This window comes from Streptomyces sp. NPDC001204, from assembly GCF_053598035.1.
The window spans coordinates 78,652-100,559 of the sequence record NZ_JBSFJL010000007.1 but is presented as its reverse complement, the minus strand read 5'-3'; the positions used below and the strand labels follow the sequence as shown (position 1 = coordinate 100,559).

The 21,908-nt window shown below is 72.1% G+C and carries 21 protein-coding genes, 1 tRNA gene and 1 pseudogene; 6 read left to right on the top strand and 17 right to left on the bottom strand.

Annotated features, from left to right (window positions below; genetic code table 11):
• Positions 1 to 105: 105 nt before the first annotated feature.
• The 7 genes from ACWC91_RS12395 to ACWC91_RS12365 are packed head-to-tail and all read right to left on the bottom strand — an operon-like array spanning position 106 to position 5,386.
• Complete coding sequence (locus ACWC91_RS12395; protein ID WP_141360119.1) at positions 106 to 429, bottom strand: TcmI family type II polyketide cyclase; 324 nt, start codon at positions 427 to 429, stop codon at positions 106 to 108.
• A gap of 19 nt (positions 430 to 448) precedes the next feature.
• Positions 449 to 931 carry an SRPBCC family protein gene (locus ACWC91_RS12390; RefSeq protein WP_225074560.1) on the bottom strand — a complete coding sequence of 161 codons (483 nt, stop codon included), beginning with the start codon at positions 929 to 931 and terminating at the stop codon, positions 449 to 451.
• Between the two features lie 2 nt (positions 932 to 933).
• Positions 934 to 1,191, bottom strand: coding sequence for an acyl carrier protein (locus tag ACWC91_RS12385; RefSeq protein WP_141360117.1), 258 nt, complete (start codon positions 1,189 to 1,191; stop codon positions 934 to 936).
• A gap of 55 nt (positions 1,192 to 1,246) precedes the next feature.
• Complete coding sequence (locus tag ACWC91_RS12380) at positions 1,247 to 2,497, bottom strand: ketosynthase chain-length factor (protein WP_225074559.1); 1,251 nt, start codon at positions 2,495 to 2,497, stop codon at positions 1,247 to 1,249.
• Entirely contained in the window at positions 2,494 to 3,762 is a 1,269-nt protein-coding gene (locus tag ACWC91_RS12375; protein WP_141360115.1) for a beta-ketoacyl-[acyl-carrier-protein] synthase family protein, read from the bottom strand. Before ACWC91_RS12375 ends, ACWC91_RS12380 begins: the two co-directional genes overlap by 4 nt.
• Positions 3,759 to 4,202, bottom strand: a complete 444-nt coding sequence (locus ACWC91_RS12370; RefSeq protein WP_225074558.1) for a cupin domain-containing protein — start codon at positions 4,200 to 4,202, stop codon at positions 3,759 to 3,761. The genes ACWC91_RS12375 and ACWC91_RS12370 overlap by 4 nt, the downstream gene beginning before the upstream one ends.
• Positions 4,203 to 4,243: 41 nt before the next feature.
• On the bottom strand, positions 4,244 to 5,386 hold the full coding sequence (locus ACWC91_RS12365) for a SchA/CurD-like domain-containing protein (RefSeq protein ID WP_450641542.1): 1,143 nt from the start codon (positions 5,384 to 5,386) through the stop codon (positions 4,244 to 4,246).
• Between the two features lie 233 nt (positions 5,387 to 5,619).
• Between ACWC91_RS12365 and ACWC91_RS12360 the strand changes: the two genes are divergently transcribed.
• Positions 5,620 to 7,266, top strand: coding sequence for an FAD-dependent oxidoreductase (locus ACWC91_RS12360; protein WP_450641556.1), 1,647 nt, complete (start codon positions 5,620 to 5,622; stop codon positions 7,264 to 7,266).
• A 59-nt stretch (positions 7,267 to 7,325) separates the two neighbouring features.
• Here ACWC91_RS12360 and ACWC91_RS12355 read toward each other — a convergent pair.
• Positions 7,326 to 7,400 (bottom strand) — tRNA-Thr (locus ACWC91_RS12355).
• A 237-nt stretch (positions 7,401 to 7,637) separates the two neighbouring features.
• On the opposite strand from ACWC91_RS12355, the gene ACWC91_RS12350 reads away from it, so the two are divergent.
• The 4 genes and pseudogenes from ACWC91_RS12350 to ACWC91_RS12335 all read left to right on the top strand — a co-directional run bounded on the left by ACWC91_RS12350 (position 7,638) and on the right by ACWC91_RS12335 (position 11,271).
• Positions 7,638 to 8,774 carry an ABC transporter ATP-binding protein gene (locus tag ACWC91_RS12350; protein ID WP_225074556.1) on the top strand — a complete coding sequence of 379 codons (1,137 nt, stop codon included), beginning with the start codon at positions 7,638 to 7,640 and terminating at the stop codon, positions 8,772 to 8,774.
• Between the two features lie 243 nt (positions 8,775 to 9,017).
• Positions 9,018 to 9,473 carry a hypothetical protein gene (locus ACWC91_RS12345; RefSeq protein WP_225074555.1) on the top strand — a complete coding sequence of 152 codons (456 nt, stop codon included), beginning with the start codon at positions 9,018 to 9,020 and terminating at the stop codon, positions 9,471 to 9,473.
• 710 nt (positions 9,474 to 10,183) lie between these two features.
• A pseudogene (locus tag ACWC91_RS12340) lies at positions 10,184 to 10,350 on the top strand (winged helix-turn-helix domain-containing protein); the annotation flags it as partial.
• Between the two features lie 189 nt (positions 10,351 to 10,539).
• Positions 10,540 to 11,271: a nucleotidyltransferase family protein gene (locus ACWC91_RS12335; protein ID WP_225074554.1), complete on the top strand. Its 732-nt coding sequence runs from the start codon at positions 10,540 to 10,542 to the stop codon at positions 11,269 to 11,271.
• Between the two features lie 40 nt (positions 11,272 to 11,311).
• Here ACWC91_RS12335 and ACWC91_RS12330 read toward each other — a convergent pair whose 3' ends face one another.
• The 7 genes from ACWC91_RS12330 to ACWC91_RS12300 all read right to left on the bottom strand — a co-directional run bounded on the left by ACWC91_RS12330 (position 11,312) and on the right by ACWC91_RS12300 (position 18,290).
• Entirely contained in the window at positions 11,312 to 13,069 is a 1,758-nt protein-coding gene (locus ACWC91_RS12330; protein ID WP_450641540.1) for a DoxX family membrane protein, read from the bottom strand.
• Positions 13,070 to 13,218: 149 nt separating this feature from the next.
• Positions 13,219 to 14,160 carry a 23S rRNA (guanosine(2251)-2'-O)-methyltransferase RlmB gene (gene rlmB / locus ACWC91_RS12325; protein ID WP_450641539.1) on the bottom strand — a complete coding sequence of 314 codons (942 nt, stop codon included), beginning with the start codon at positions 14,158 to 14,160 and terminating at the stop codon, positions 13,219 to 13,221.
• A 97-nt stretch (positions 14,161 to 14,257) separates the two neighbouring features.
• Positions 14,258 to 15,658: a cysteine--tRNA ligase gene (gene cysS / locus ACWC91_RS12320; RefSeq protein WP_141360108.1), complete on the bottom strand. Its 1,401-nt coding sequence runs from the start codon at positions 15,656 to 15,658 to the stop codon at positions 14,258 to 14,260.
• A 106-nt stretch (positions 15,659 to 15,764) separates the two neighbouring features.
• A complete protein-coding gene (locus ACWC91_RS12315) occupies positions 15,765 to 16,169 on the bottom strand; it encodes a PPOX class F420-dependent oxidoreductase (RefSeq protein WP_225074550.1) in 405 nt (134 codons plus the stop codon).
• Between the two features lie 79 nt (positions 16,170 to 16,248).
• Positions 16,249 to 16,743 (bottom strand): 2-C-methyl-D-erythritol 2,4-cyclodiphosphate synthase, encoded by a 495-nt coding sequence (ispF, locus tag ACWC91_RS12310; RefSeq protein WP_225074549.1) that lies wholly within the window; start codon positions 16,741 to 16,743, stop codon positions 16,249 to 16,251.
• On the bottom strand, positions 16,733 to 17,497 hold the full coding sequence (ispD, locus tag ACWC91_RS12305; RefSeq protein ID WP_225074548.1) for a 2-C-methyl-D-erythritol 4-phosphate cytidylyltransferase: 765 nt from the start codon (positions 17,495 to 17,497) through the stop codon (positions 16,733 to 16,735). Before ispD ends, ispF begins: the two co-directional genes overlap by 11 nt.
• Positions 17,498 to 17,807: 310 nt before the next feature.
• Complete coding sequence (locus tag ACWC91_RS12300; RefSeq protein WP_003953493.1) at positions 17,808 to 18,290, bottom strand: CarD family transcriptional regulator; 483 nt, start codon at positions 18,288 to 18,290, stop codon at positions 17,808 to 17,810.
• 690 nt (positions 18,291 to 18,980) lie between these two features.
• On the opposite strand from ACWC91_RS12300, the gene ACWC91_RS12295 reads away from it, so the two are divergent.
• Positions 18,981 to 19,652, top strand: a complete 672-nt coding sequence (locus ACWC91_RS12295) for a copper chaperone PCu(A)C (protein ID WP_376502580.1) — start codon at positions 18,981 to 18,983, stop codon at positions 19,650 to 19,652.
• A gap of 113 nt (positions 19,653 to 19,765) precedes the next feature.
• Here the strand turns inward: ACWC91_RS12295 and ACWC91_RS12290 are convergent, their stop codons facing one another.
• Both ACWC91_RS12290 and ACWC91_RS12285 read right to left on the bottom strand, forming a co-directional pair.
• A complete protein-coding gene (locus tag ACWC91_RS12290; RefSeq protein WP_010358452.1) occupies positions 19,766 to 20,446 on the bottom strand; it encodes a response regulator transcription factor in 681 nt (226 codons plus the stop codon).
• Positions 20,443 to 21,759, bottom strand: coding sequence for a sensor histidine kinase (locus tag ACWC91_RS12285; protein ID WP_225074546.1), 1,317 nt, complete (start codon positions 21,757 to 21,759; stop codon positions 20,443 to 20,445). Before ACWC91_RS12285 ends, ACWC91_RS12290 begins: the two co-directional genes overlap by 4 nt.
• Positions 21,760 to 21,908 lie beyond the last annotated feature (149 nt).

Here is a 21,908-nt window from a genome sequence, read left to right as displayed (position 1 = left end):
GACCTCCTCGGACACCGGCCGCCGGGCCCGCGACAGTGCGGGCCCGGCGGCCGGTGGCCGTCCGTGAGGGACCGGACGGCGCGTCAGGTGGCTTGGTTCGGCGGCTCAGTCACGCTCCCACAGGTAGAAGCGGTGGGCCATCGCGTCCTTCGGCGAGCGCCAGGTCTGCGGGTCGTAGGCGCTGACGTACGCCGACAGCCGCTCGCTGATGCCTCGGAACTCGGGGTGGCCGGCCACCTTGGCGATGGCGGGTCCCGGGTCCCGGTCCGCATCGATCAGGTGCATGTACACATCGCCGAACTGGTAGAGGCTGCGTCTGGTGACACCGACCAGGTGCGGCAGTTCCCCCCGGTCGGACTCCTCGAAGATCCTGGCGATGTCCGGGGCCGAACCCGGGGCCATCCGGGCGACGATCAGTTCTTGGTGCACGGTCCTCTCTCCGTCCGGCTCAGTCGTTGGTCAGGGCCGGCTCGGCCCGGTGCCCGGCGGCGGCCTTCTCGATCCTGTCGCGGATCAGGGCCATCTGGACCTTGGAGTTCTTGTTGATGTTGTCGGTCATCCAGTCGTCGTCGACCGGCGCCTCCGGCTTCATCGCGAAGTCCTGGGTCCAGATCATCCGCGTGCCCCCGGGGACCTCCTCGTACCTCCAGTGGATGTTCATGTGTTCGAAGGGGCCCGTCTCGACCCGGCGGGCCCTGACGGAGAGCGTGGCCCGGTCGGGCTCGCGCTCGGAGACCCAGCTCCACACGGTGCCGTTCTCGTCCGGGTGCATGGTCAGGCGGAAGGTGCACTTGTCGCCTTGCTGGGACAGGATCTCGGCGGAGGCGTACTCGCTGAACAGCCGCGGCCAGTTCGCCACATCGTTGGTCATGTCCCAGACGAGATCCACCGGCGCGGCGATGGTGACCTCGTTCTCCGTGTGTCCGGCCATTTCTACGCTCCTGCCAGAAGGGTGCTGTTGACGAGGTCGAGGAACTTCCTGGGCGTCTTGCACCGCTCCGCGTCGGCCGGCATCGGGATGCCGTGCCGGTTCTCCAGTTCGCCCACGATGCCGAGCAGGCCGAGCGAGTCGATGCCGATCTCGTCGAATCCCGTCTCGGAACGGTCCGCCAGCTCCTGCGGGCTGACGGTGATCCCGGCGGCCTTCTTCATGAGTTCGGCCAGTTCCTCCACTGTGATTCGGTCACTCATGCGGTTCCTCTCCTTGTCGCTCCCGGGTTGCTCCCGGTTGATCGTGGCTGCCTCGCTACGAGGCCTCGGCGGCACCGTGCCGCAGCACCAGCGCCGAGTTCGAGCCCATGAGCCCCCGGCTGAGGACCAGCGCCGTGCGCACCTCGGCGGCACGGGCACGACCGGTCACCAGGTCGAGGTCATGGCAGATGTCGGAGACGTTCGGGGTGGGCGGGATCAGGCCGTGCTCCATCGCGAGGACCGCCGCCGCCGTGTCCAGCACCGGAGCGGCGCAGTACGCCCGGCCGGTGCCCGTCTTGGGTGCCGTGACCGGCACTCGCCGGCCGTGCGCGCCGAGCGCGTCGGCGATGGCGAGCGCCTCGGCCCGGTCCGCCTCGGGGACGCCGAGGGCGTCGGCGAAGACGACGTCGACCTCCTCGGGCGCGCACCCGGCCTCGGCCAGCGCGCCGCGGATCGCCTCCGCCAGCCCCTCCCGCGACAGCTCCCAGCGGGAGGCGCCGGTGAAGGTCGCCGCGTGTCCGGCCAGGACGGCCCGTACGGGCACGCCGCGCTCCCGGGCCGCGTCGGCCGCCTCCACGGTGAGCATCGCGCCGCCCTCGGCCGGCACGAACCCGCAGGCGTCCTCGGTGAACGGGCGGTAGGCGCGCGCCGGGTCGGCCACCGGGCTCAGTTCCCGGTAACCGAGCTGGCAGACCATCGAGTACGGGGCCAGCGGCGCCTCCGTCGAACCGGCCACGATCACATCGGTGCCGCGCTGGACGGCGCGGGCCGCGTGCGCCAGGGCGTCCAGGCCGCCCGCCTCGTCGGCGGCGACCACCGAGCAGGGGCCCTTGAAGCCGCGCCGGATGGAGATCTGGCCGGTGCTGGCCGCGTAGAACCAGGCGATGGACTGCCAGGGGCCGACATAGCGGCTGCCCTTGCTCCACAGCTTCTGGAGCTCCCGCTGGCCGAACTCGCCGCCGCCGGACCCGGCCGCGGTGACCACGCCCGCGGAGAACGGGGCCGCGTCGGTGTCGGCCTGCCCCAGCCGGGCGTCCTGGAGGGCGGCGTCGGCCGCGGCCATCGCGAAGTGCGTGAAACGGTCGGTCTGGACGAGGTAGCGCTCCTCGACCGCCGCCGAGGGTTCGAAGGACCGCACCTCGCCGGCCACCTTCAGCGGCAGGTGCTCGCAGCCCTCACGGGTCACGCGGTCCAGGACGGTCACGCCCTCCTGGGTGGACTTCCAGAAGGTCTCGGTGTTCGTGCCGCCGGGCGCGACGACACCGATACCGGTGACGGCGGCCCGCCGCTTGCGCGGTGCGCTCATCGTGTCCTCTCCCTCTGCCGGGTCAGGATCACCGCGGACTGGAAGCCGCCGAAGCCGCTGCCCACGGAGAGCACGCTGTCCAGCTTCCGCTCACGGGCGACCCGCGGGACGTAGTCCAGGTCGCACTCGGGGTCGGGGGTCTCGTAGTTCGCGGTCGGCGGGACCATCTGGTGGGCCAGGGCCAGCACACAGGCCACCACCTCGATCGCCCCGATCGCCCCGAGCGAGTGGCCCACCATCGACTTGATGGAGCTCATGGGGGTGTCGTAGGCGTGGTGGCCCAGCGCCCGCTTCACCGCGGCCGTCTCGTGCCGGTCGTTCTGGCGGGTGCCGGAGCCGTGCGCGTTGACGTAGTCGATCGCGGAGCCGTCCAGGCGGGCGTGGTCCAGCGCGGTCTCGATCGCCCGCGCCATCTCCAGGCCCTCGCTGGTCAGTCCGGTCATGTGGTATGCGTTGCCGAACGTGGCGTAGCCGCTGAGCTCGCAGTACACGTGGGCGCCGCGGGCCCTGGCGTGCTCCAGCTCCTCCAGGACGAGCACCGCGCCGCCCTCGCCCATGACGAACCCGTCACGGGCGTTGTCGAAGGGTCGGGAGGCGTGGGCGGGGTCGTCGTTGTTGGGCGACGTCGCCTTGATCGCGTCGAAGCACGCCATGGTGATCGGTGATATCGGCGAGTCCGACGCTCCGGCTATGCAGATGTCCGCCCTCCCCTCCTCCACGGTGTGCAGCGCGTAGCCGACCGCGTCGAGCCCGGAGGTGCAGCCGGTGGAGACGGTCTGCACCGGCCCGCGGGCCCCGAACCGCTCGGCAACCGTGGACGCCAGCGTGCTCGGTGTGAACGCCCGCTCCAGATACGGCCGGGCCCGCTCGTGGTCCACGTCCCAGCGCTCGCCACCGTGGCTGACCAGGACGTAGTCGTTCTCCAGCCGGGTGGTGCCGCCGACCGCGGTACCCAGCGAGACCCCGACCCGCCAGGGGTTCTCCCCGGCGAGGTCGAGTCCGGAGTCCGACACCGCCTCCTGGCCGGCGGCCAGGGCGAACTGGATGTAGCGGTCGCAGCGCGCGACCTGCTCCTCGTCCAGCCCCGAGGCCGCCGGGTCGAAGTCGCACTCGGCGGCGATCCGGGACCGCAGACCGGCCGGGTCGAAGAACGTGATGCCCCGCGTCGCGGTGCGCCCGTTCGCCAGCAGGTCCCAGAAGGCGGGGGCGCCGATCCCGCCCGGCGCCACGATGCCTATGCCGGTGACCGCCACCCGCCTGGTCATGATCGGACCTCTGCCACGCCGGCCGGCGGCGCCTCCGCGCCGGCCGCCGCAGGCTCGGTGCCCTCCGTGTCGACGTGGCCGAGCTGCGGGCGCGGGGCCAGCGGCCCCAGGTGGAAGACGATCCGCGCCTCCACGTCGCCCACGTTGCGGAAGCGGTGGCGCATGTAGGCGGGGATCATCAGACCCTGTTCCGGCCTGAGCGGGTGCGGCTCGCCGTCCAGGTCCACCTCGAGGTCGCCGCAGACGACGTACACGAACTCCTCGGAGTACGGGTGGTAGTGCTCCCCGATGCGGTCGCCGGGCTGCACGATGGCCACGCCCATGAAGCCGCTGGTGGAACCGACCGTGGCCGGGGTGAGCATGGCGCGCAGATCGCCTCCGCGCTTCGTGTTGGGCTCGGTCTCGCCGAGCTCCACGATCCTGGGCCTGGGTTTGATCACGTCGTTCCTCCGGTGGTGTGGTACGTCGGCTTCGGGATGCGTCAGGCGTCCGGCGCGGACCGGCGGTCGGTGATGAGGTCCATATGGGCGAGGGTGAGCAGCCGGGCCAGGTCCCCGTCCTTCTCGGCGGCGCCCACGTCGAGCAGGCTGGTCAGCTCCGGCACCTTCGCGGCATCCGCCAGTCCCAGCGCGGCGGCCGGGTCGGCGTCCAGCCCGCCCCGGATGTCGATCAGCCGGACGACGACGTCGTCCCGCTCGAAGACCGTGCTGCGCAGTACCGGGCTGTGCGGGTCCGCCGCGGCCCGCTCGTCCTGATGGGACAGCAGCTCCGCCACCTTCATGCCCATGCCCCGGCGTGCCGGGTAGTACAGCGCGTGGCGCTCCGCCTCCGGACTCTCCTGGTCGACCGTCACGTGGTGCACCGCGGGCAGCGCCGCCAGGGTGAAGAACACCCGTGCGGACTCCTGGTCGTTGAGGTCGCGGTCCTGCTCCAGGTAGGGGTTGAGGTCCTCCTCGACCTTCCGGATCTGCGGCTGCTGGGCCACGTGCCGCAGCGCCGCGAGGAGGTCGCCGCGCACCTCGATGGCCCGCACGACCCGGTTGCCGTGCATGAACAGGGAAGTGCGGCACAGCCGGGTGGTGCCGTCCACGTTCGCCTCGGGCGGCTCGTAGTCGGCCAGGATCTGGGCCACCTTCCGCTCGCTGCCCGGCTTCACCGTGAAGGTCAGCGCGTGCCGGATCACACCGTCCCCGATCCGCGGCGACTCCTGGAGCCGGCGCTCGGCGGAAGCCGCGCCCACCTCCGTGTGGCCGGTCTCACGGACGATGTGGAAGCGCAGCGACCGGGTGTCCCGGATGCAGCTGTGCATCGGCTGCACCATCTGCACGTGCTCCTCGCTGTTCACCCAGGCGAGGAACGGCGGGGCGCTCTCCCACTCGCTGGTGATCAGCCACTGGGAGGGGTTCTCGATGGACTGGCACAACTGGTCGCTGACGTGCCCGGAGACGGACGCGACCTGCTTGCACATCTCCTCGTAGGCCTCCAGGAACTCCTGCTGGGCACCGTCGTAGACGTTCACCAGCAGGACGACCCGGAGCCGGGAGCCGTCGAAGACGGACTGGGAGACACGTGTCGCGGCCTGCTGCTCGGTCGGTTCTGAAACTCGCTCAGAGATGGCGGTCATCTGCGTACGTCTCCTTGGCGGTGCTTGGCGGGGCAGAGGAAACGCCGGCCGCGGGTGACGCGACGTCAGCGTGATCTCGATCCTGAGCCGGTCCCGATCGGTGCGCGACTCGTGTGCACCACGCGGGTGATCACACGGGTGATTGGTGCCGCGGACGTACGCACGACGGCTCCCGGGAGGGCATGGACACTCCGATGCGCCCCACACCCGCACTCCCGCTCCTGGAGGCATCGATGCGCCAAGAAGCCGACCACCGGGTACCCGTCCTCATCGTCGGCGGCTCCCTGGTGGGCCTGTCCACCTCCCTGTTCCTGGGCCGCCACGGAGTGCCGCACATGCTGGTCGAGCGGCACTCCGGCACCTCCATCCACCCACGTGGACGCGGCAACAACGTGCGGACGATGGAGCTGTTCCGGGTGGCCGGCGTCGAACCGGACATCAAGACGGCGGCATCGCTGCTCGCGGACAACCACGGCATCCTCCAGACGCCCACCCTGGCCGGCGAGGCGGGCGAGTGGCTGTTCAAGCACATCGACCCGGACGGCGGCCTCGCCAGGTTCAGCCCCACCTCCTGGTGCCTGTGCAGCCAGAACGACCTGGAGCCCGAACTGCTGCGGGGCGCCCGGAAGCTCGGTGGCGACCTGCGCTACTCCCACGAGATGGAGTCCTTCGAGCAGGACGGCGAGGGCGTGACCGCGGTGGTACGGGACCGGGGCACCGACGACCGGTACACCGTCCGCGCCGACTACCTGGTCGCCGCCGACGGCCCGCGCAGCCCGGTCCGGCGCCGCCTCGGCATCGGGCACAGCGGACCCGGCGACCTGTTCGCCAACGTCAGCGTCACCTTCCGCTCCAAGCTGCTCGCCGAGGTGGTGGGCGAACGCCGCTTCATCTGCTGCTACCTCACCGGCCCGGACGCCGACGGGGCCCTGCTGCCGGTCGACAACAAGGAGCACTGGGTCTTCCACGCGCCCTGGCACCCGGAGCGGGGCGAGAGGCTGGAGGAGTTCACCGAGGACCGGATCCAGCGGCACATCCGCCGCGCGATCGGGGCGCCCGACCTGGACGTGGAGATCACCGGCAAGGCCTCCTGGCGTGCCGCCGAACGGGTCGCCGACCGTTACTCGGCCGGACGGGTGTTCCTCGCCGGGGACTCCGCGCACGAGATGTCCCCCACCGGGGCCTTCGGCTCCAACACCGGCATCCAGGACGCACACAACCTGGTCTGGAAGCTGGCCGCCGTGCTCGGCGGCTGGGCCGGCCCCGGCCTCCTGGAGACCTACGACACCGAGCGCCGCCCCGTCGCCACGGCGACCAGCGCCCGCGCCTCCGCCCGTTCCGTCGAGCACAGCCACCCCGGCTTCGCCCCGGCCCCCGGTATCGGCGGCGGCAGGCGCGGCGGCATTGTCAACGTCGTCCTCGGCTACCGCTACCCGCGCGGCGCCGTCGTGGGCGCCGACCCGGACCAGGAGGTCGTGCCGGAGGCGATGCGCCTGACCGGCGAGCCGGGCAGCCGGGCGCCCCACCTGTGGCTGCGCCGGGGCGGCGAGCGGATCTCGACGCTCGACCTGTACGAGCGCTCCCTGGTGCTGCTGAGCGACGCCCGGTCGACGGCGGGCTGGCACACGGCGGCCCTGCGCCTCGCCGAGAGGGACGGCGTGCGCCTGGACTCGTACCGCGTCGGCGCCGAGCTGACGTACGACCCGCACGGCGGCGCGGACGGGGCGGCGCCCGACTGGGCGCGAGCCCACGGCACGACGGCCGACGGAGCCGTGCTGGTCCGCCCGGACGGGTTCGTGGCGTGGCGGGCGGCAGCCGCCGCGCCGGACCCCGAGGCGACGCTGCGTCAGGTCGTACGGACGCTGCTCAGAACAGCCTGACCTGCACAAACGAACGGAGGCCACCCGCACCTCGCGGTGCGGGTGGCCTCCGTGTGCGGAGCCCCCTGTCGGATTCGAACCGACGACCTGCTGTTTACAAGACAGCCGCTCTGGACCAGCTGAGCTAAGGAGGCCTGTATGGGTGTGTCCGTGCAGTGTACCCAGGTCCCCGAGGCGGCCCGGCAGGAATTTCCGTGAAGTTCACCAGCCCTCAAGTGCTGACAGACCAGGTGAACGCCAGGTACCGTCCTGTGCCAGTTCACCCGTGTGGACTACACCATCAACCACAACGGAATCACCCGTAGTGGCAACCGCCTTCCTACAACGGATCGTCCGGCACGTTCCTGCCGGTAGAAGGGGGCCCATTCACCATGGCCACTGTCCAGTTCGACAAGGCGACCCGGATCTACCCGGGTTCCGACAAGCCCGCCGTCGACGCGCTCGAGATCGACATCGAGGACGGTGAGTTCCTCGTCCTGGTGGGCCCGTCCGGCTGCGGCAAGTCCACCTCCCTGCGCATGCTCGCCGGTCTGGAGGACGTCAACGGCGGAGCCATCCGGATCGGTGACCGCGACGTCACCCACCTGCCGCCGAAGGACCGGGACATCGCCATGGTGTTCCAGAACTACGCGCTGTACCCGCACATGACGGTCGCCGACAACATGGGCTTCGCGCTCAAGATCGCCGGCGTCAACAAGGCGGAGATCCGGCAGAAGGTCGAGGAGGCCGCGAAGATCCTCGACCTGACCGAGTACCTCGACCGCAAGCCGAAGGCGCTCTCCGGCGGTCAGCGCCAGCGTGTCGCCATGGGCCGCGCGATCGTGCGTGAGCCGCAGGTGTTCCTCATGGACGAGCCGCTGTCCAACCTGGACGCCAAGCTCCGGGTGAGCACCCGTACGCAGATCGCCTCGCTCCAGCGCCGGCTCGGCATCACCACCGTCTACGTCACCCACGACCAGGTCGAGGCCATGACCATGGGCGACCGTGTGGCGGTGCTGAAGGACGGCCTGCTCCAGCAGGTCGACTCGCCGCGGAACATGTACGACAAGCCCGCCAACCTCTTCGTCGCCGGCTTCATCGGCTCGCCCGCCATGAACCTCGTCGAGGTGCCGATCACCGACGGCGGTGTGAAGTTCGGCAACAGCGTGGTGCCGGTCAACCGCGAGGCGCTCAAGGCCGCCTCGGACAAGGGCGACCGCACGGTGACGGTGGGTGTGCGCCCCGAGCACTTCGACGTGGTCGAGCTGGGCGGCGGCGCGGCGGCCTCCCTGTCGAAGGACACCGAGGACGCTCCGGCCGGCCTCGCCGTCTCCGTGAACGTGGTGGAGGAGACGGGCGCCGACGGGTACGTCTACGGCTCGGTCGAGGTCGGCGGCGAGCAGAGGGACCTCGTCGTCCGCGTCAGCAGCCGTTCCGTCCCGGAGAAGGGCTCCACGCTGCACGTCGTGCCGCGGCCGGGCGAGACCCACGTGTTCTCGACCTCCACGGGCGAGCGCCTGTCGGACTGACGCGTCCGCGGCTGACGCCTAACGGCTGAAACCTCGGGACACCTCCGGGGGATTCACCCAAGTTGACGAGAAGGGCCCCGCGACCTGGCCGCGGGGCCCTTCTCCATGCCCCCGAACCACTCTGGCGCACCGGACATTTCGAGCGGTGTGCGTCAACACGTCACCCGGGAGAGAGGGGCTGACCATCCCCCGAAGGGGTGACTAAATGTCGCCAAATCATTACCGGGCGCTACTCTCACTCGCGTGAAGCACTCCACCAACCACCCCACGCGACGCGGCCCGGGCCCCGCCCGCCGGATCGGCCGCTCCCTCGCCCTCGTCCTGCCCGTCGTCCTGGTGCTCTCCGGAACCCTCGCGGTCACCCGGGTCAACTGGTCGGGGAGCCCCTCGAACTCGGTGCTGGCCGCGTCGGACGCGGTGGCCGTCGGCGCCCCGGCGAAGTCGCGCGCCCGCGCCCCGCAGGACGTGCTGCGCGACCAGTTGCTGACCGAGTTGCAGGACCGGAACCCGGGCGTGGTCCTCACCCACCTCCAGGAGGCGGTCAACGGCCGGCCGTCGCTGGCCGGCCACTGCGCCTCCATCGCCCGCACCCTGGGCCGCGCGGCCGTCCGCATCTACGGCCCCACCCGCGCCCAGTCCTACGCCCGTCCGGTCTGCGACACCTCCTTCGCCTCCGGCATCCAGTCCACCCACAACTGACACGCCACGGCCCCTGGCCAACTGAGCGAGTCCCTCGTGTCCAGGCGGGCCACCTCGCGGGGCGGGCCCGCCCTGGACTCGACAGGGTGAACCCACAGAGCGGCCTGTGGCGGGGCCCGGTGCCAGGGCGAGGCCGCCCCAGCACTGAAACCGGGCAACCCATGCGGCCCGAGGGGGCCAAGCCAGGCACAGCACGGCAGCGCGGAGGGCCGAGCCCACGCCGCGGCCGGGTAACGCAGCGGGGCAGCCCAGGGCCCGGACAGGGCCACTCGTGGCGCGCGCCCCGAACGCCGGGTCCAGTGACCGCCGGACGTGGCCCACAGGCTTCGCTCGCCCACGCCTGACCCTCCGGGCCGACCCGCCCCGCCCAACGGGCCCCGCGCCGCGGACCTCGTGGAGAGCCCGGCCACTCCCTTGGGTCTCAGATGCCACATCGGCCCGCTGCCCGCCTAGCCCCGCGGCGCGCCCTCCCGGAGGCGGCTCGCGCCCGACGAGGCCACTCCGCCGCTCCGAGCCGGCCGGCTCTCCTCGGCGGGGATCGCAGAGCCAACCGCGCCGGACGCCTACGGAGCCTACGGTGATCGCCCCTACGGGCCGCCCCGGTGCCAACCGGACCCGGGCCTGCTCCCTCACCGCGAGGCCCGACCACACCTTCCTGCCCGGAGGGCACCCCACGCTCCCGCCCAAAGGCCTGCCGCGCACCCCCGCCCGAGACGCTGGACGTCCACGTCAAGCGTCTGCGCGCGAAGATCGAGCCGGATCCGGGCGCCCCGCGCTATCTGGTGACCCTCCTGAAGGGGGTGCCGCCCTTGGCGTGCTCGGCGTGCTGGTCGCGGACCGGGGGGGCCGGGGGCTCGGTTACAAGTTCGAGCCGTAGACCGGTGCGGGCCGCGCAGCGCGCAAGCCCCGCCGCCCCGTCCACATGCCCAACCGCGCGCGCCCGTCCGAAGGGCCGGCCCCCGCGCCCCGCCCGGAGGGCCCGATCCGGGCGGGAAGCCGGTCATCGGTGCGCAGGGAATTCCTTGGCGGCGGCCGGGGCCCGAAGCTCGGGTCGTACAGTGCGGGCATGACCCATCCGAATGCGGCGTCCCGCCCCACTCAAGCCGTCGTCCTGGCCGGAGGCCAGGGCTCCCGGCTGCGGCCCTACACCGACGACCGGCCCAAGCCGATGGTCGAGATCCCCGGCACGGGCACTCCGATCCTCGGCCACCAGCTCGCCTGGCTGGCCGAGGAGGGTGTGACGGACGTGGTGGTGTCCTGCGGCCACCTCGCCGAGGTGCTCCAGGACTGGCTGAAGTCGGCGGACCTGCCGGTCCGTGTCTGCACCGTCGTGGAGCCGGAGCCGCTCGGCCGCGGTGGCGGCCTGAAGTTCGCCGCCGCCCACCTGCCCCACCCGGACCAGCCCTGGTACGCCACCAACGGCGACATCTGGACCCGGTTCTCGCTGCGCGACATGGCCGACTTCCACACCGAGCGCGACGCGGTCGCCACCCTCGCGCTGGCCCGCCCGCGGATCCCGTGGGGCGCCGTGCGGACGGACGGCTTCGGCCACATCACGGACTTCATCGAGGCCCCGCCCTCGACCTTCGAGATCAACGCGGGCGTCTACGTGTTCTCGCCCGAGTTCGCCGGCCTCCTCCCGGAGCGCGGCGACCACGAGCGCACCACCTTCCCGCACCTGGCCCGCGAGCGCAGGCTCGCCGGCTTCCCCATCCCCCAGGGCGCCTACTGGCGCGCCATCGACACCGCGAAGGACCTCACGGAGGCCGCGAAGGAGCTGGCGGCGCTGGGGAGGTGAGCCCACAGCGCCGCACCCGTACGGCGAACCGGGGGGCGGGCTACCCCAGCAGTCCGCCCACCAGCCCCGGCTGACCCGAGGACGAGCCGCCGCCGCCGGAGCCGCCGCCGGAGCTGGGTCCCCCGGAGCCACCGCCCGATCCGGTGCCGCCACCGGTCTCGGTACCGCCGGAGGTCGGCCCCGAGCTGGTGCTGGGTGCCTGCTGCGCCGGGGCGGAGTGACGCGGCGGGGTCTGGCCGGTGCCCTGGGTCTCGCTGGGCACGCCGCCGGTCGCGGTACCGCCCTCGCGGGTCGCGCCCGGCGTGCTCGCGGGGCCGCGGGACGGGACGGCCGAGGAATCGTGCCGGGCGGTCGGCGACGTCGGCGCCGACGGCGGCTTCTGCTGCCGCTCGCCCGTCTCCTTCGGGAGCGGCGAGCCGGGCAGCTCGTTGCGCGGGGCCTCGCCGGGTCCGGGCACGACCACCCGGTCGGCGTCGCGGACGGCGCCCCCGAGCAGCGAGCCGACGAGCAGCGTCAGACCGGTGACGAGCACCGTGACCAGGGCGCCGCGACGCAGCACGAACCGGCGCAGCTCCCAGATGTCGGAGCGCGGTCCGAGCCGTCGCCAGGCGGAGGCGGCGAGGCGGCCGTCCACGGAGTACACGGGCGCGCCGGCGATGACCAGCGGGGACCAGGCGGCGAGGTAGATGATGTCCGGCGCGTCGTAGACGGGCACCGTCTTCCAGCTCACCGTCACGATCAGCGCGCCCGACAGCAGCGCGCCGATCCCCGCGGCGACCCGCTGCCAGCAGCCCAGGACCGTGAGGATCCCCACGATGACCTGGAGGAAGGCGATGACGAGCCCGGAGCCGACGGGGTGCTGGAGCGCGAACTGGCGCAGCGGCTCGGCGACTTCCCAGGGGTGCAGGGTGTTGAGCCACTTGACCATGGAGCCGCGCTTGCCGCCGTCGAAGTACAGCGGGTCGCACAGCTTGCCCATGCCGGCGTAGAGGGAGATGCACCCGAGGAAGATGCGCATCGGGAGCAGCACGACGCCGAGGTTCATGCGTCGGCCCGGGAAGTACGCGTGCCGGGACGGGTCGTCGGCGTGGCGCCTGCTCTGCCGGTGTCCGCCCTGCTCGCCGTATGCGTCGTACGCACCGGTCTCGTCGTGCTCGTCGCCCGCGAAGCCGGCGTCGCCGTACGGCGGTTGGCCGTAGGCCGGGGTGCCGTAGCCGTTCTCGCCGCGGCCGGCACCGCCGTAGCCGACTCCGCCGTGGGCGGACTGCTCGTAGGCACTGCCCGCGGTCCGCATGTGCGGCAGCAGCCGGGTCTCGCCGGGCCCGGGCGTGCGCTGGGCGCCGACGACGGGGGTCTCGACCGTCTGCTCGAGGTCGTAGGGGTCGTGGCCCGGCGCGCCGCCGATGCGCGGCATGACCTGCGTGGCCCCGGCGTCCGCGGACGGCTCGGAGTACCACACGCTTCCGCTCCGCACGGCCTGGAGCAGCCGGTGGGCGCCGGTGTCGTCCGGGGCGGACCGGCCGCTCCAGACGAGCGGGCGGCGGTGGGTCGCGGCCCCGGCCCGGCCCGCAGCGAAGGGCACGCGGCCGGTGTTCTCGGTGCCGCCGGGGTACCGGGCGATCCGCAGGGACTGGGCGCGCCGCGAGGTGGCGCCCAGCTGCACGCGGAAACTCGCGTGGTTGACGATGACCTGCGCCGGATCGCTCGGCACCTTCACCATGCTCAGCGCGGGAGCGTCGTCGTATCCCGACGAGCGGTCCCCCGTGGGAGTGCGGGGTGTTCTGGTGTCCACACTCATCTAACCGAGTGACGAGGAGTTAGGACACTGCCGTGACGCGTCGGATCTGTCCGGACCGCGTCAAGGTTGTACGGATCGCCCGGTTCCACCCGGGCGGGTGATCTCACGGACGACCGTTCGACCACCCGCGCCCGGCTCCGGACGACCGGTCAGGCGCGCCTGCGCGCCGCCTCGTAGAGCACGATCCCGGCCGCGACACCGGCGTTCAGCGACTCCGCGCCGCCCGGCATCGGGATCCGCACCCGCAGGTCGCAGGTCTCGCCGACCAGCCGGGACAGGCCCTTGCCCTCGCTGCCGACGACGATGACGACGGGCCCCTCCAGGGCGTCCAGGTCACCGAGTTCGGCCTCGCCGTCCGCCGCGAGGCCGACCACCGTGATGCCCGCCTTCTGGTACGACTCCAGGGCGCGGGTCAGGTTGGTGGCGCGGGCCACCGGTGTACGGGCGGCCGTGCCGGCGGAGGTCTTCCAGGCACCCGCGGTCATACCGGCCGCGCGCCGCTCGGGGACGACCACGCCGTGCCCGCCGAAGGCGGAGACGGAGCGGACGACCGCGCCGAGGTTGCGCGGGTCGGTCACCCCGTCGAGGGCGACGATCAGCGGGTCCTCGCCCTCGTCGTAGGCGGCGTCGGCGAGGTCCTCGGGGTGCGCGTACTCGTACGGCGGCACCTGGAGGACCAGCCCCTGGTGGTTGAGCCCGTTCGTCATCCGGTCGAGCTCGGGGCGCGGGGCCTCCATGAGGTTGATCCCGCCGCGCCCGGTCGCGAGCTGGAGCGCCTCACGCACCCGCTCGTCGTTGTCGATGAACTGCTGGACGTAGAGCGTGGTGGCGGGCACGCCCTCGCGCAGCGCCTCGACGACCGGGTTGCGGCCGACGACGAGCTCGGAGGACGACCTGCCCGAGCCGCGCCGCTGCTGCGGGCGGACCTGGGAGCGGCGAGTCTTCGCCTGGGCGGCGCGCTGCTTGGCGTGGCCCTTGCGCATCTCGGCGGGGGGCGTGGGGCCCTTGCCCTCCAGCCCCCGGCGCCGCTGGCCGCCACTGCCGACCTGCGCGCCCTTCTTGCCGGACATGCGGCGGTTGTTCCCGGCCATGACCTACCTGTCTGTTGAAGCGTCGTACGTACGTCTATGCAGTGTGCCGCCCGGGAGGCCGGGCGGCACAATCGATCTTCCGTGCTCGCGGGCGGGCTCAGCGCGCGCCCAGGCTCCAGCGCGGTCCCTGCGGGCTGTCCTCGATGACCAGGCCCGACTGGTTCAGCTGGTCACGGAGAGCGTCGGCGGTGGCCCAGTCCTTGCGGGCGCGGGCCGCCTCGCGCTGGTCGAGGACCATGCGGACCAGGGTGTCGACCACGCCGTGCAGGTCCTCGCCGCGCTGCTCGCCCCCTCCGGCCCAGTGCGGGTCCAGCGGGTCGAGGCCGAGGACGCCGAGCATGGCGCGCACCTCGGCGAGCCGGGCCACGGCGGCCTCCTTGTCGTCGGCGGCGAGCGCGCTGTTGCCCTGGCGGACGGTGGTGTGCACCACCGCGAGCGCCTGCGGCACGCCCAGGTCGTCGTCCATCGCCTCGGCGAACGCGGGCGGCACCTGCTCGGCCGGCTCGACGGGGCCGGCCTTCTCCACCACGCGCTGGACGAAGCCCTCGATCCGGGCGAACCCGGACTCGGCCTCGCGCAGCGCCTCCTCGCTGTACTCGATCATCGAGCGGTAGTGCGGGGTGCCCAGGTAGTACCGCAGCACGATGGGCCGCCACTGCTTGACCATCTCGGAGACCAGCACGCTGTTGCCCAGCGACTTGGACATCTTGTCGCCGGCCATGGTCACCCAGGCGTTGTGCACCCAGTACCGTGCGAACTCGTCGCCGTAGGCCTTGGCCTGGGCGATCTCGTTCTCGTGGTGCGGGAAGATCAGGTCCAGGCCGCCGCCGTGGATGTCGAAGGCGCTGCCGAGGTACTTGTGCGCCATCGCCGAGCACTCCAGGTGCCAGCCCGGGCGGCCCGGCCCCCACGGGGTGGACCAGGTCGGCTCGCCCGGCTTGGCCGCCTTCCACATGGCGAAGTCGCGCGGGTCGCGCTTGCCGGTCTCGCCCTCGCCGGAGGGCTGGAGCAGGTTGTCGAGCTCCTGCCGCGACAGCTCCAGGTAACCGGGGAAGGAGCGCACGTCGAAGTAGACGTTGCCGTCGGCCGCGTAGGCGTGACCGCGCTCGATGAGGCCCCGCATCATCTCGATCATCTCCGGCACATGGCCGGTGGCACGGGGCTCGTAGGTGGGCGGGAGGCAGCCGAGCGCGGTGTAGCCGTCGTCGAACGCGCGCTCGTTGTCGTAGCCGATCGCCCACCACGGGCGGTGCTGCTCGTGCGCCTTGGCGATGATCTTGTCGTCGATGTCGGTGACGTTGCGGATGAACGTCACCTCGTAGCCGCGGTAGGCGAACCAGCGGCGCATGATGTCGAAGTTCAGCCCCGAGCGGATGTGCCCGATGTGCGGGGCCGCCTGCACGGTGGCGCCGCACAGGTAGATCGAGACACAACCCGGCTCGAGCGGGGTGAAGTCACGGATCTGCCGGGCGCTGGTGTCGTACAGGCGAATAGTCACCACACCAGGGTAGTGGGCCCCGGGCAGTACCTCGCTTGCGTCCCCGCCGCGTGGGCGTTGCTTTTCCGCGCATGTTCCGCACATCCCCCGCGCGGGAGGGCCGCGGTCACAGGATCCCGACGACCTTCAGCGGTCTGATCCGTACGATCACGCGCTCGGCGTCCTGCGCCGAGGAGGGGTTGAACTCGGCGTACTTCTTTCCGGTGTACTTCATGGACAGCTCGTCGATGAGCTGCCGGCCGCCCGCGGTGGTCATCTCGGCGGTGCCGCGGATCTCGGCGTACTCGTAGGGCGAATCGGGGTCCTGGACGACGACGCTCGCGCGGGCGTCGCGGTCGAGGTTCTTCTTCTTGCGGCGGTCGACGGTGGTGGAGACGAGGACGTCGTCGCCGTCCCGCTTCGCCCAGACCGGGGACAGCTGCGGGCTGCCGTCGGGCTGGATCGTGCCGAGGACGACGAAGACGGGACCGTCGAGCAGTGACTTGAGCCGGTCGGGCAGGGCGGCGGACATGGGGGGACCTCCGTGAGCCTGGTCGGGCGTCGGGTGCCCGCGTCGGGGGCGAGGGGTACGCGGGTACCCTCGCACGCCGTCAGCCCGCGCGCACCACGAGCGCCGTGGCCACCGCCATCAGTCCCTCGCCGCGGCCGGGGAAGCCGAGCCCGTCGGTGGTCGCGCCGGAGACGGTGACCGGCGCACCGGCCGCCTCGGACAGGACCTTCTGGGCCTCGTCCCGGCGCTTGCCGATCTTCGGCCGGGGGCCGACGACCTGCACCGCCACGTTCCCGATCCGGAAGCCCGCCGCGCGCACGATCCGCGCGGCCTCCGCCAGCAGGGTGACCCCGGACGCGCCGGACCACTCGGGGCGTCCGGTGCCGAAGTGCTGTCCGAGGTCGCCGAGGCCGGCGGCCGAGAACAGCGCGTTGCACGCGGCGTGCGCGACGACGTCGGCGTCGGAGTGCCCGGCCAGTCCCGGGCCCTCGCCCTCCCACCTCAGGCCCGCGCACCACAGCTCGCGGCCCTCCTCGAAGGCGTGGATGTCGGTGCCGATGCCGACCTGGGGCAGCAGGGGCGCGTCAGAAGCCATCGTTCAGCCTCCGCCGGGCCAGGACCGCCTCCGCGAGGACCAGGTCCAGCGGACGGGTCACCTTGAAGGCCTCCTCGTGGCCGGGCACGGCCACGACCCGCTCGCCGAGCTGCTCGACCATGCTCGCGTCGTCGGTGACGTCGTCGGTGACCGTCTCGTGGGCGCGGACCAGCGTCGCCCGGTCGAAGCCCTGCGGGGTCTGCACGGCGCGCAGCCGCGACCGGTCTGGCGTGGACACCACCGGCTCGGGCCCGCCGGGCACCGCCGCGGGACCGACCTGCTTGACGGTGTCGGCGAGCGGCAGCGCCGGCACGACGGCGGGCGCCCCGGCCTGTACTGCCTCGATGACCGCGTCCACGGTGTCCACCGGCACCAGAGGGCGGGCCGCGTCGTGCACGAGGACGATGTCGTGGCCCGGCGGCAGCGCGTCCAGGCCGAGCCTGACCGACTCCTGGCGGGTCTCGCCGCCCGGCACCACGAGGAAGTCCGTGCGCTCGGGCAGCGCGTGCGCGTCGAGGAGCGACTTGACCTCGGCGGCGCCGTCGGACGGGGCCACGACGACGACGAGGGAGACCGCCCGGGAGGCGGCCATGGCCCGCACGGCGTGGATGAGCATGGGCGTGCCGTTCAGCGCGCGCAGTGCCTTGGGGGCGCCCGGACCGAGGCGTACGCCCCGGCCGGCGGCCGGAATCACGGCGGCGACGGAGGCTCCCGGCCGGCCGCTCGTGGGTGAGGGGCGCGAATCGTCAGACATGGTTCCTGTCAGGTTTGTGTGGCGGCCCGGCGTGGGTATGGCCTGGGGGAGCACCCCCCTGCTCGCAGAGTCCGGGGGGAGTGCCGGGCGTGCGGCCTCGACCGGACCCTTCCGTGACCCCGGTCGAGTCGGCAGCCCGGGCCCGGCACACAGTATCGGGGGGATCCTCCCCGGCCGTACGGCATGGAGGACGCCCGCGCGTACCCGCGCGGGTACGAACATGCCGCAGCGCCCGGCGACGTGAAACGCGCCATCGGGCACCGCGGCATTTTCTGTGCTGAACTGAGGCGGGTGTGGCAGTCGCCTCGCGTCAGGACGCGAGAACCTCGTCGAGCAGGGCCTCGGCCTTGTCCTCGTTGGTGTTCTCCGCGAGGGCGAGCTCGCTCACCAGGATCTGGCGGGCCTTGGCGAGCATGCGCTTCTCTCCGGCGGAGAGTCCGCGCTCGCGCTCGCGACGCCACAGGTCACGCACGACTTCCGCGACCTTGATGACATCGCCGGAGGCGAGCTTCTCCAGATTTGCCTTGTAGCGACGCGACCAGTTCGTGGGCTCCTCGGCGTACGGAGCACGCAGGACCTCGAAGACCCGGTCCAGCCCGTCCTGACCGACCACATCACGCACGCCGACGAACTCCGCATTGTCCGCTGGCACACGCACCGTCAGGTCACCCTGGGCGACCTTCAGCACCAAGTAGGTCTTGTCCACGCCTTTGATCTGGCGAGTTTCGATAGCCTCGATCAGCGCGGCCCCGTGATGGGGATAGACCACGGTGTCGCCAACCTTGAACGTCATGTGACAGGTACCCCTTCCGTGGCTATCCAGGGTAACACGGATACGGCGTCTTCTGAATGGCGTTTTCGCAGGTCAGGGCATATCTCGGGGCTTGACAACAGCAACGGGGACGTGCTTCGGAAGGGTCACGGGGGTCAAGGGGAAGCAGGTATTCGCAGGTCGGAGGGGCTCTCCACGCGGGGTGAAACGCGTACGTTACACACATCCGGCGCTCCATCCAAACGGCCGAACATCCCGTTTTGTCTGGTTCCAGGCGCTCGACTTCCGCTACTCCGTTCGGTGCTCCGGAGCCGCCTCCAGGACGAATCCGGAATTGATCACGCCGTTCGTCCCATCCGCCGGACGGGCGGCCGGTGATCAATTCCCGCCCCCGGCGCGCATTCCTTCACCGGAAATCCCCAGCGGTCCGATGACGGGCTATGAGCGGGCTATGCGGGGGCGCTTATCGGAAAGGCGGACGGCCGCGCGGCCAATGCGCGGGGGCCCGCACGGACCCGGCCGCACGACCGGATTCCGGAGGCCGGGACGGCTGTGCCGCGGGGGGCGAGAGGTGTGGCGGGAGGCACAGGGGGCGGGTCGGGTGCGGGCCCGTGGGAACGGCTCGGTAACCTATGGCCGCTGACAGACGCTTAGGACGGCTTTATAAGGGAGCCGCCCTGTTCCGCCCACGTTCAAGGAGTTGCCGCCGCCGTGAGCAGCAGCCTTCGACGCGGCGCCCTCGCCGCCGCCGCCATCGCGTTCTCGATCGCCTCGCTCGCCGCGTGCGGCGCCGGCAACGATGCCCAGACGCTCCAGATCCGCCCCGACCACGCGGCCACGACGGTCGGCACGATCAAGGTCCAGAACGCCGTGGTCGTCACCCAGCCCGGCGTCCAGACCAAGGGCCCGGCCGTGATCATCGCGACGCTCTTCAACAACGGCACGACCGACCAGACGCTGGACGCGATCCGCGTCGACGGCGACGGCTCCGCCCAGATCACCCCGGCGCAGGGCGGCGGCAAGGTGACCGTCCCCGCGCACGGCTCCGTGATCCTCGGCGGCAAGGGCAACGCCTCCGCCGCGCTGACCAACCCCGGCCCGGTGCTCAAGGACGGCAACGCGCAGAAGATCACCTTCACCTTCAGCAAGACCGGTGACGTGAGCCTGCGCGCCTTCGTGGTCCCGGCCCAGGGCTACTTCGACAAGTGGGGCCCGAGCAACATCCCGGCGGCACCCGGCGCGCCGGCCGCGTCCCACTCCGCCGCGGGCGACCAGTCGAAGTCGCCGTCGGCCCGGCAGTCCGAGTCGGCCTCCGCGTCGGGCGGCGGCGACGCCACCGCGGCCCCCAGCGACTCGGCCTCGCAGTCGACGGCCGGCAACTGAGACCCGGTCCGCGACCAGCACGCCGAGCACGCCAAGGGCGGCACCCCCTTCAGGAGGGTGCCGCCCTTGGCGTGCGGGGGACGGACGGTGCGCGCTGCGCGGCCCGCACCGGTCTACGGCTCGAACTTGTAACCGAGCCCCCGGACCGTCACCAGATAGCGCGGGGCGCCCGGATCCGGCTCGATCTTCGCGCGCAGACGCTTGACGTGGACGTCCAGCGTCTTGGTGTCGCCGACGTAGTCGGCACCCCAGACACGGTCGATGAGCTGCATCCGGGTCAGGACCCGGCCGGCGTTGCGCAGCAGCATCTCCAGCAGGTCGAACTCCTTGAGGGGGAGGTCGACCTTGGAGCCGGAGACCGTGACCACGTGCCGGTCGACGTCCATGCGGACCGGCCCGGCCTCCAGGGCCGCCGGAGTGACCTCCTCCGGCTCACCGCGCCGGCGCAGCACCGCGCGGATACGGGCGACCAGCTCGCGGGAGGAGAACGGCTTGGTGACGTAGTCGTCAGCGCCTATCTCCAGGCCGACGACCTTGTCGATCTCGCTGTCCTTGGCGGTCACCATGATCACGGGAACGTTGGAGCGGCCGCGCAGCTGGCGGCACACCTCCGTGCCGGGCAGCCCCGGCAACATCAGGTCGAGGAGGACGAGGTCGGCGCCGTTGCGCTCGAACTCGTCGAGTCCGTCGGGCCCCGTGGCCGCGACGGCGACCTCGAAGCCCTCCTTGCGGAGCATGTACGACAGGGCGTCGGAGAAGGACTCCTCGTCCTCGACGACGAGCACTCGGGTCACGGAAGGACCTCCGGGGCGGGAAGCGGTTCGTAAGGGGTGGGTTGGGTGAGTGGCTGCCCGGCCTCCTCGTCGAGGGCGGGGTGCTGCTGCGCGCGGTCGCGGGCCTCTCGGGCCGCGGCCGCCTCCGGCAGTCGCAGGGTGAAGGTGGAGCCCTGTCCCTCGGCGCTCCACAGGGTGATCTCCCCGCCGTGCGAGGCGACCACGTGCTTCACGATCGCCAGACCCAGACCGGTGCCCCCCGTGGCACGCGACCGGGCCGGGTCGACGCGGTAGAAGCGCTCGAAGATGCGCTCCTTGTCCTTGTCCGAGATGCCGATGCCCTGGTCGGTGACGGCGATCTCGATGAGGTCCCCGCCGGGGACGTTGACCCTGCGGGCGGCGATGCCGACGCGGGTGCGGGACGGGGAGTAGTTGACGGCGTTCTCCACGAGGTTGCCGAGGGCGGCGGCGAGCTGGCCGCGGTTGCCCCACACGCGCAGGTCGGCGGCGCCGCCCGCCCGTCGCCCGCCACCGCCCTGGGCGAGCCCTTCGGGCGCCACCGTGTTCGAGGCCATCGTGATCTGCTTGGTTCCCGCCTGGTGGCGGCAGCGGTCGATGGCCTCGGCCACCAGCTCGTCCACGCGGACGGGCTCGGCGTCCTCCAGCGGGTCGTCGTTCTGCACCCGGGACAGGTCGATGAGCTCCTGCACCAGGTTGGTGAGCCGGGTCGCCTCGATCTGCATGCGCCCGGCGAACCGTTCCACGGCCTCCGGGTCGTCGGAGGCGTCCATGACGGCCTCGGACAGCAGGGAGAGCGCGCCGACGGGTGTCTTCAGCTCGTGGCTCACATTGGCGACGAAGTCGCGTCGTACCGCCTCGATACGGCGGGCCTCGGTCAGGTCCTCGACCAGGAGCAGGACCAGCCGGGAGCCCAGCGGCGCGACACGCGCGGAGACGGCGAGGGCCTCGCCGCGTCCGGTGCCGCGTCGTGGCAGGTCCAGCTCGACCTGCCGTATCTCTCCGTCCCTCCGCGTGTCCCGGGCCATCTGGAGCATGGGCTCCACGGCCAGCTTGCCGCCGCGGACCAGCCCGAGGGCGTACGCTGCGGAGCTGGCCTTGACCACGGCGTCGGCCTCGTCGAGGACGACTGCGGAGGAACGCAGAACGGAGAGGACGGTGTCCACACCCGGCGGCAGGACCGGGTCGATGTGCAGGGAAGTACGGGTCGGGCGCCTCTGCTCGCGCTCGCTCCAGCGGAACGCCAGCATGGCGATGACGCCGGTGAGTACTCCGGCGATCGCTGCCGCTGCGGCGACCGCCGCGTTCACGTCCATGCGTCCAGGTTAGGCACGGGACAGGACCCGACCACAGCCGTCGAGGTGCGACCTCGGACACTCGTCGCCCAGAGTTCACCTTGGAGCCAGTATTGGTTCATTTGGGGTGACGGAAACGGACGCGTAGGCCCCGGACCGTGGGAGCGTGG

Coding starts and splice junctions, on each gene's coding strand:
- ACWC91_RS12365 (WP_450641542.1), bottom strand. CDS start 5,386: ATGACCGCCATCTCTGAGCGAGTTTCAGAACCGACCGAGCAGCAGGCC.
- ACWC91_RS12315 (WP_225074550.1), bottom strand. CDS start 16,169: ATGTCCGCCGCCCTGCCCGACCGGCTCAAGTCACTGCTCGACGGTCCC.
- ACWC91_RS12360 (WP_450641556.1), top strand. CDS start 5,620: ATGCGCCAAGAAGCCGACCACCGGGTACCCGTCCTCATCGTCGGCGGC.
- ispF (WP_225074549.1), bottom strand. CDS start 16,743: ATGGCTTCTGACGCGCCCCTGCTGCCCCAGGTCGGCATCGGCACCGAC.
- ACWC91_RS12380 (WP_225074559.1), bottom strand. CDS start 2,497: ATGAGCGCACCGCGCAAGCGGCGGGCCGCCGTCACCGGTATCGGTGTC.
- ACWC91_RS12375 (WP_141360115.1), bottom strand. CDS start 3,762: ATGACCAGGCGGGTGGCGGTCACCGGCATAGGCATCGTGGCGCCGGGC.
- ACWC91_RS12385 (WP_141360117.1), bottom strand. CDS start 1,191: ATGAGTGACCGAATCACAGTGGAGGAACTGGCCGAACTCATGAAGAAG.
- ACWC91_RS12350 (WP_225074556.1), top strand. CDS start 7,638: ATGGCCACTGTCCAGTTCGACAAGGCGACCCGGATCTACCCGGGTTCC.
- ACWC91_RS12285 (WP_225074546.1), bottom strand. CDS start 21,759: ATGGACGTGAACGCGGCGGTCGCCGCAGCGGCAGCGATCGCCGGAGTA.
- ACWC91_RS12330 (WP_450641540.1), bottom strand. CDS start 13,069: ATGAGTGTGGACACCAGAACACCCCGCACTCCCACGGGGGACCGCTCG.
- ACWC91_RS12335 (WP_225074554.1), top strand. CDS start 10,540: ATGACCCATCCGAATGCGGCGTCCCGCCCCACTCAAGCCGTCGTCCTG.
- ispD (WP_225074548.1), bottom strand. CDS start 17,497: ATGTCTGACGATTCGCGCCCCTCACCCACGAGCGGCCGGCCGGGAGCC.
- rlmB (WP_450641539.1), bottom strand. CDS start 14,160: ATGGCCGGGAACAACCGCCGCATGTCCGGCAAGAAGGGCGCGCAGGTC.
- ACWC91_RS12300 (WP_003953493.1), bottom strand. CDS start 18,290: ATGACGTTCAAGGTTGGCGACACCGTGGTCTATCCCCATCACGGGGCC.
- ACWC91_RS12390 (WP_225074560.1), bottom strand. CDS start 931: ATGGCCGGACACACGGAGAACGAGGTCACCATCGCCGCGCCGGTGGAT.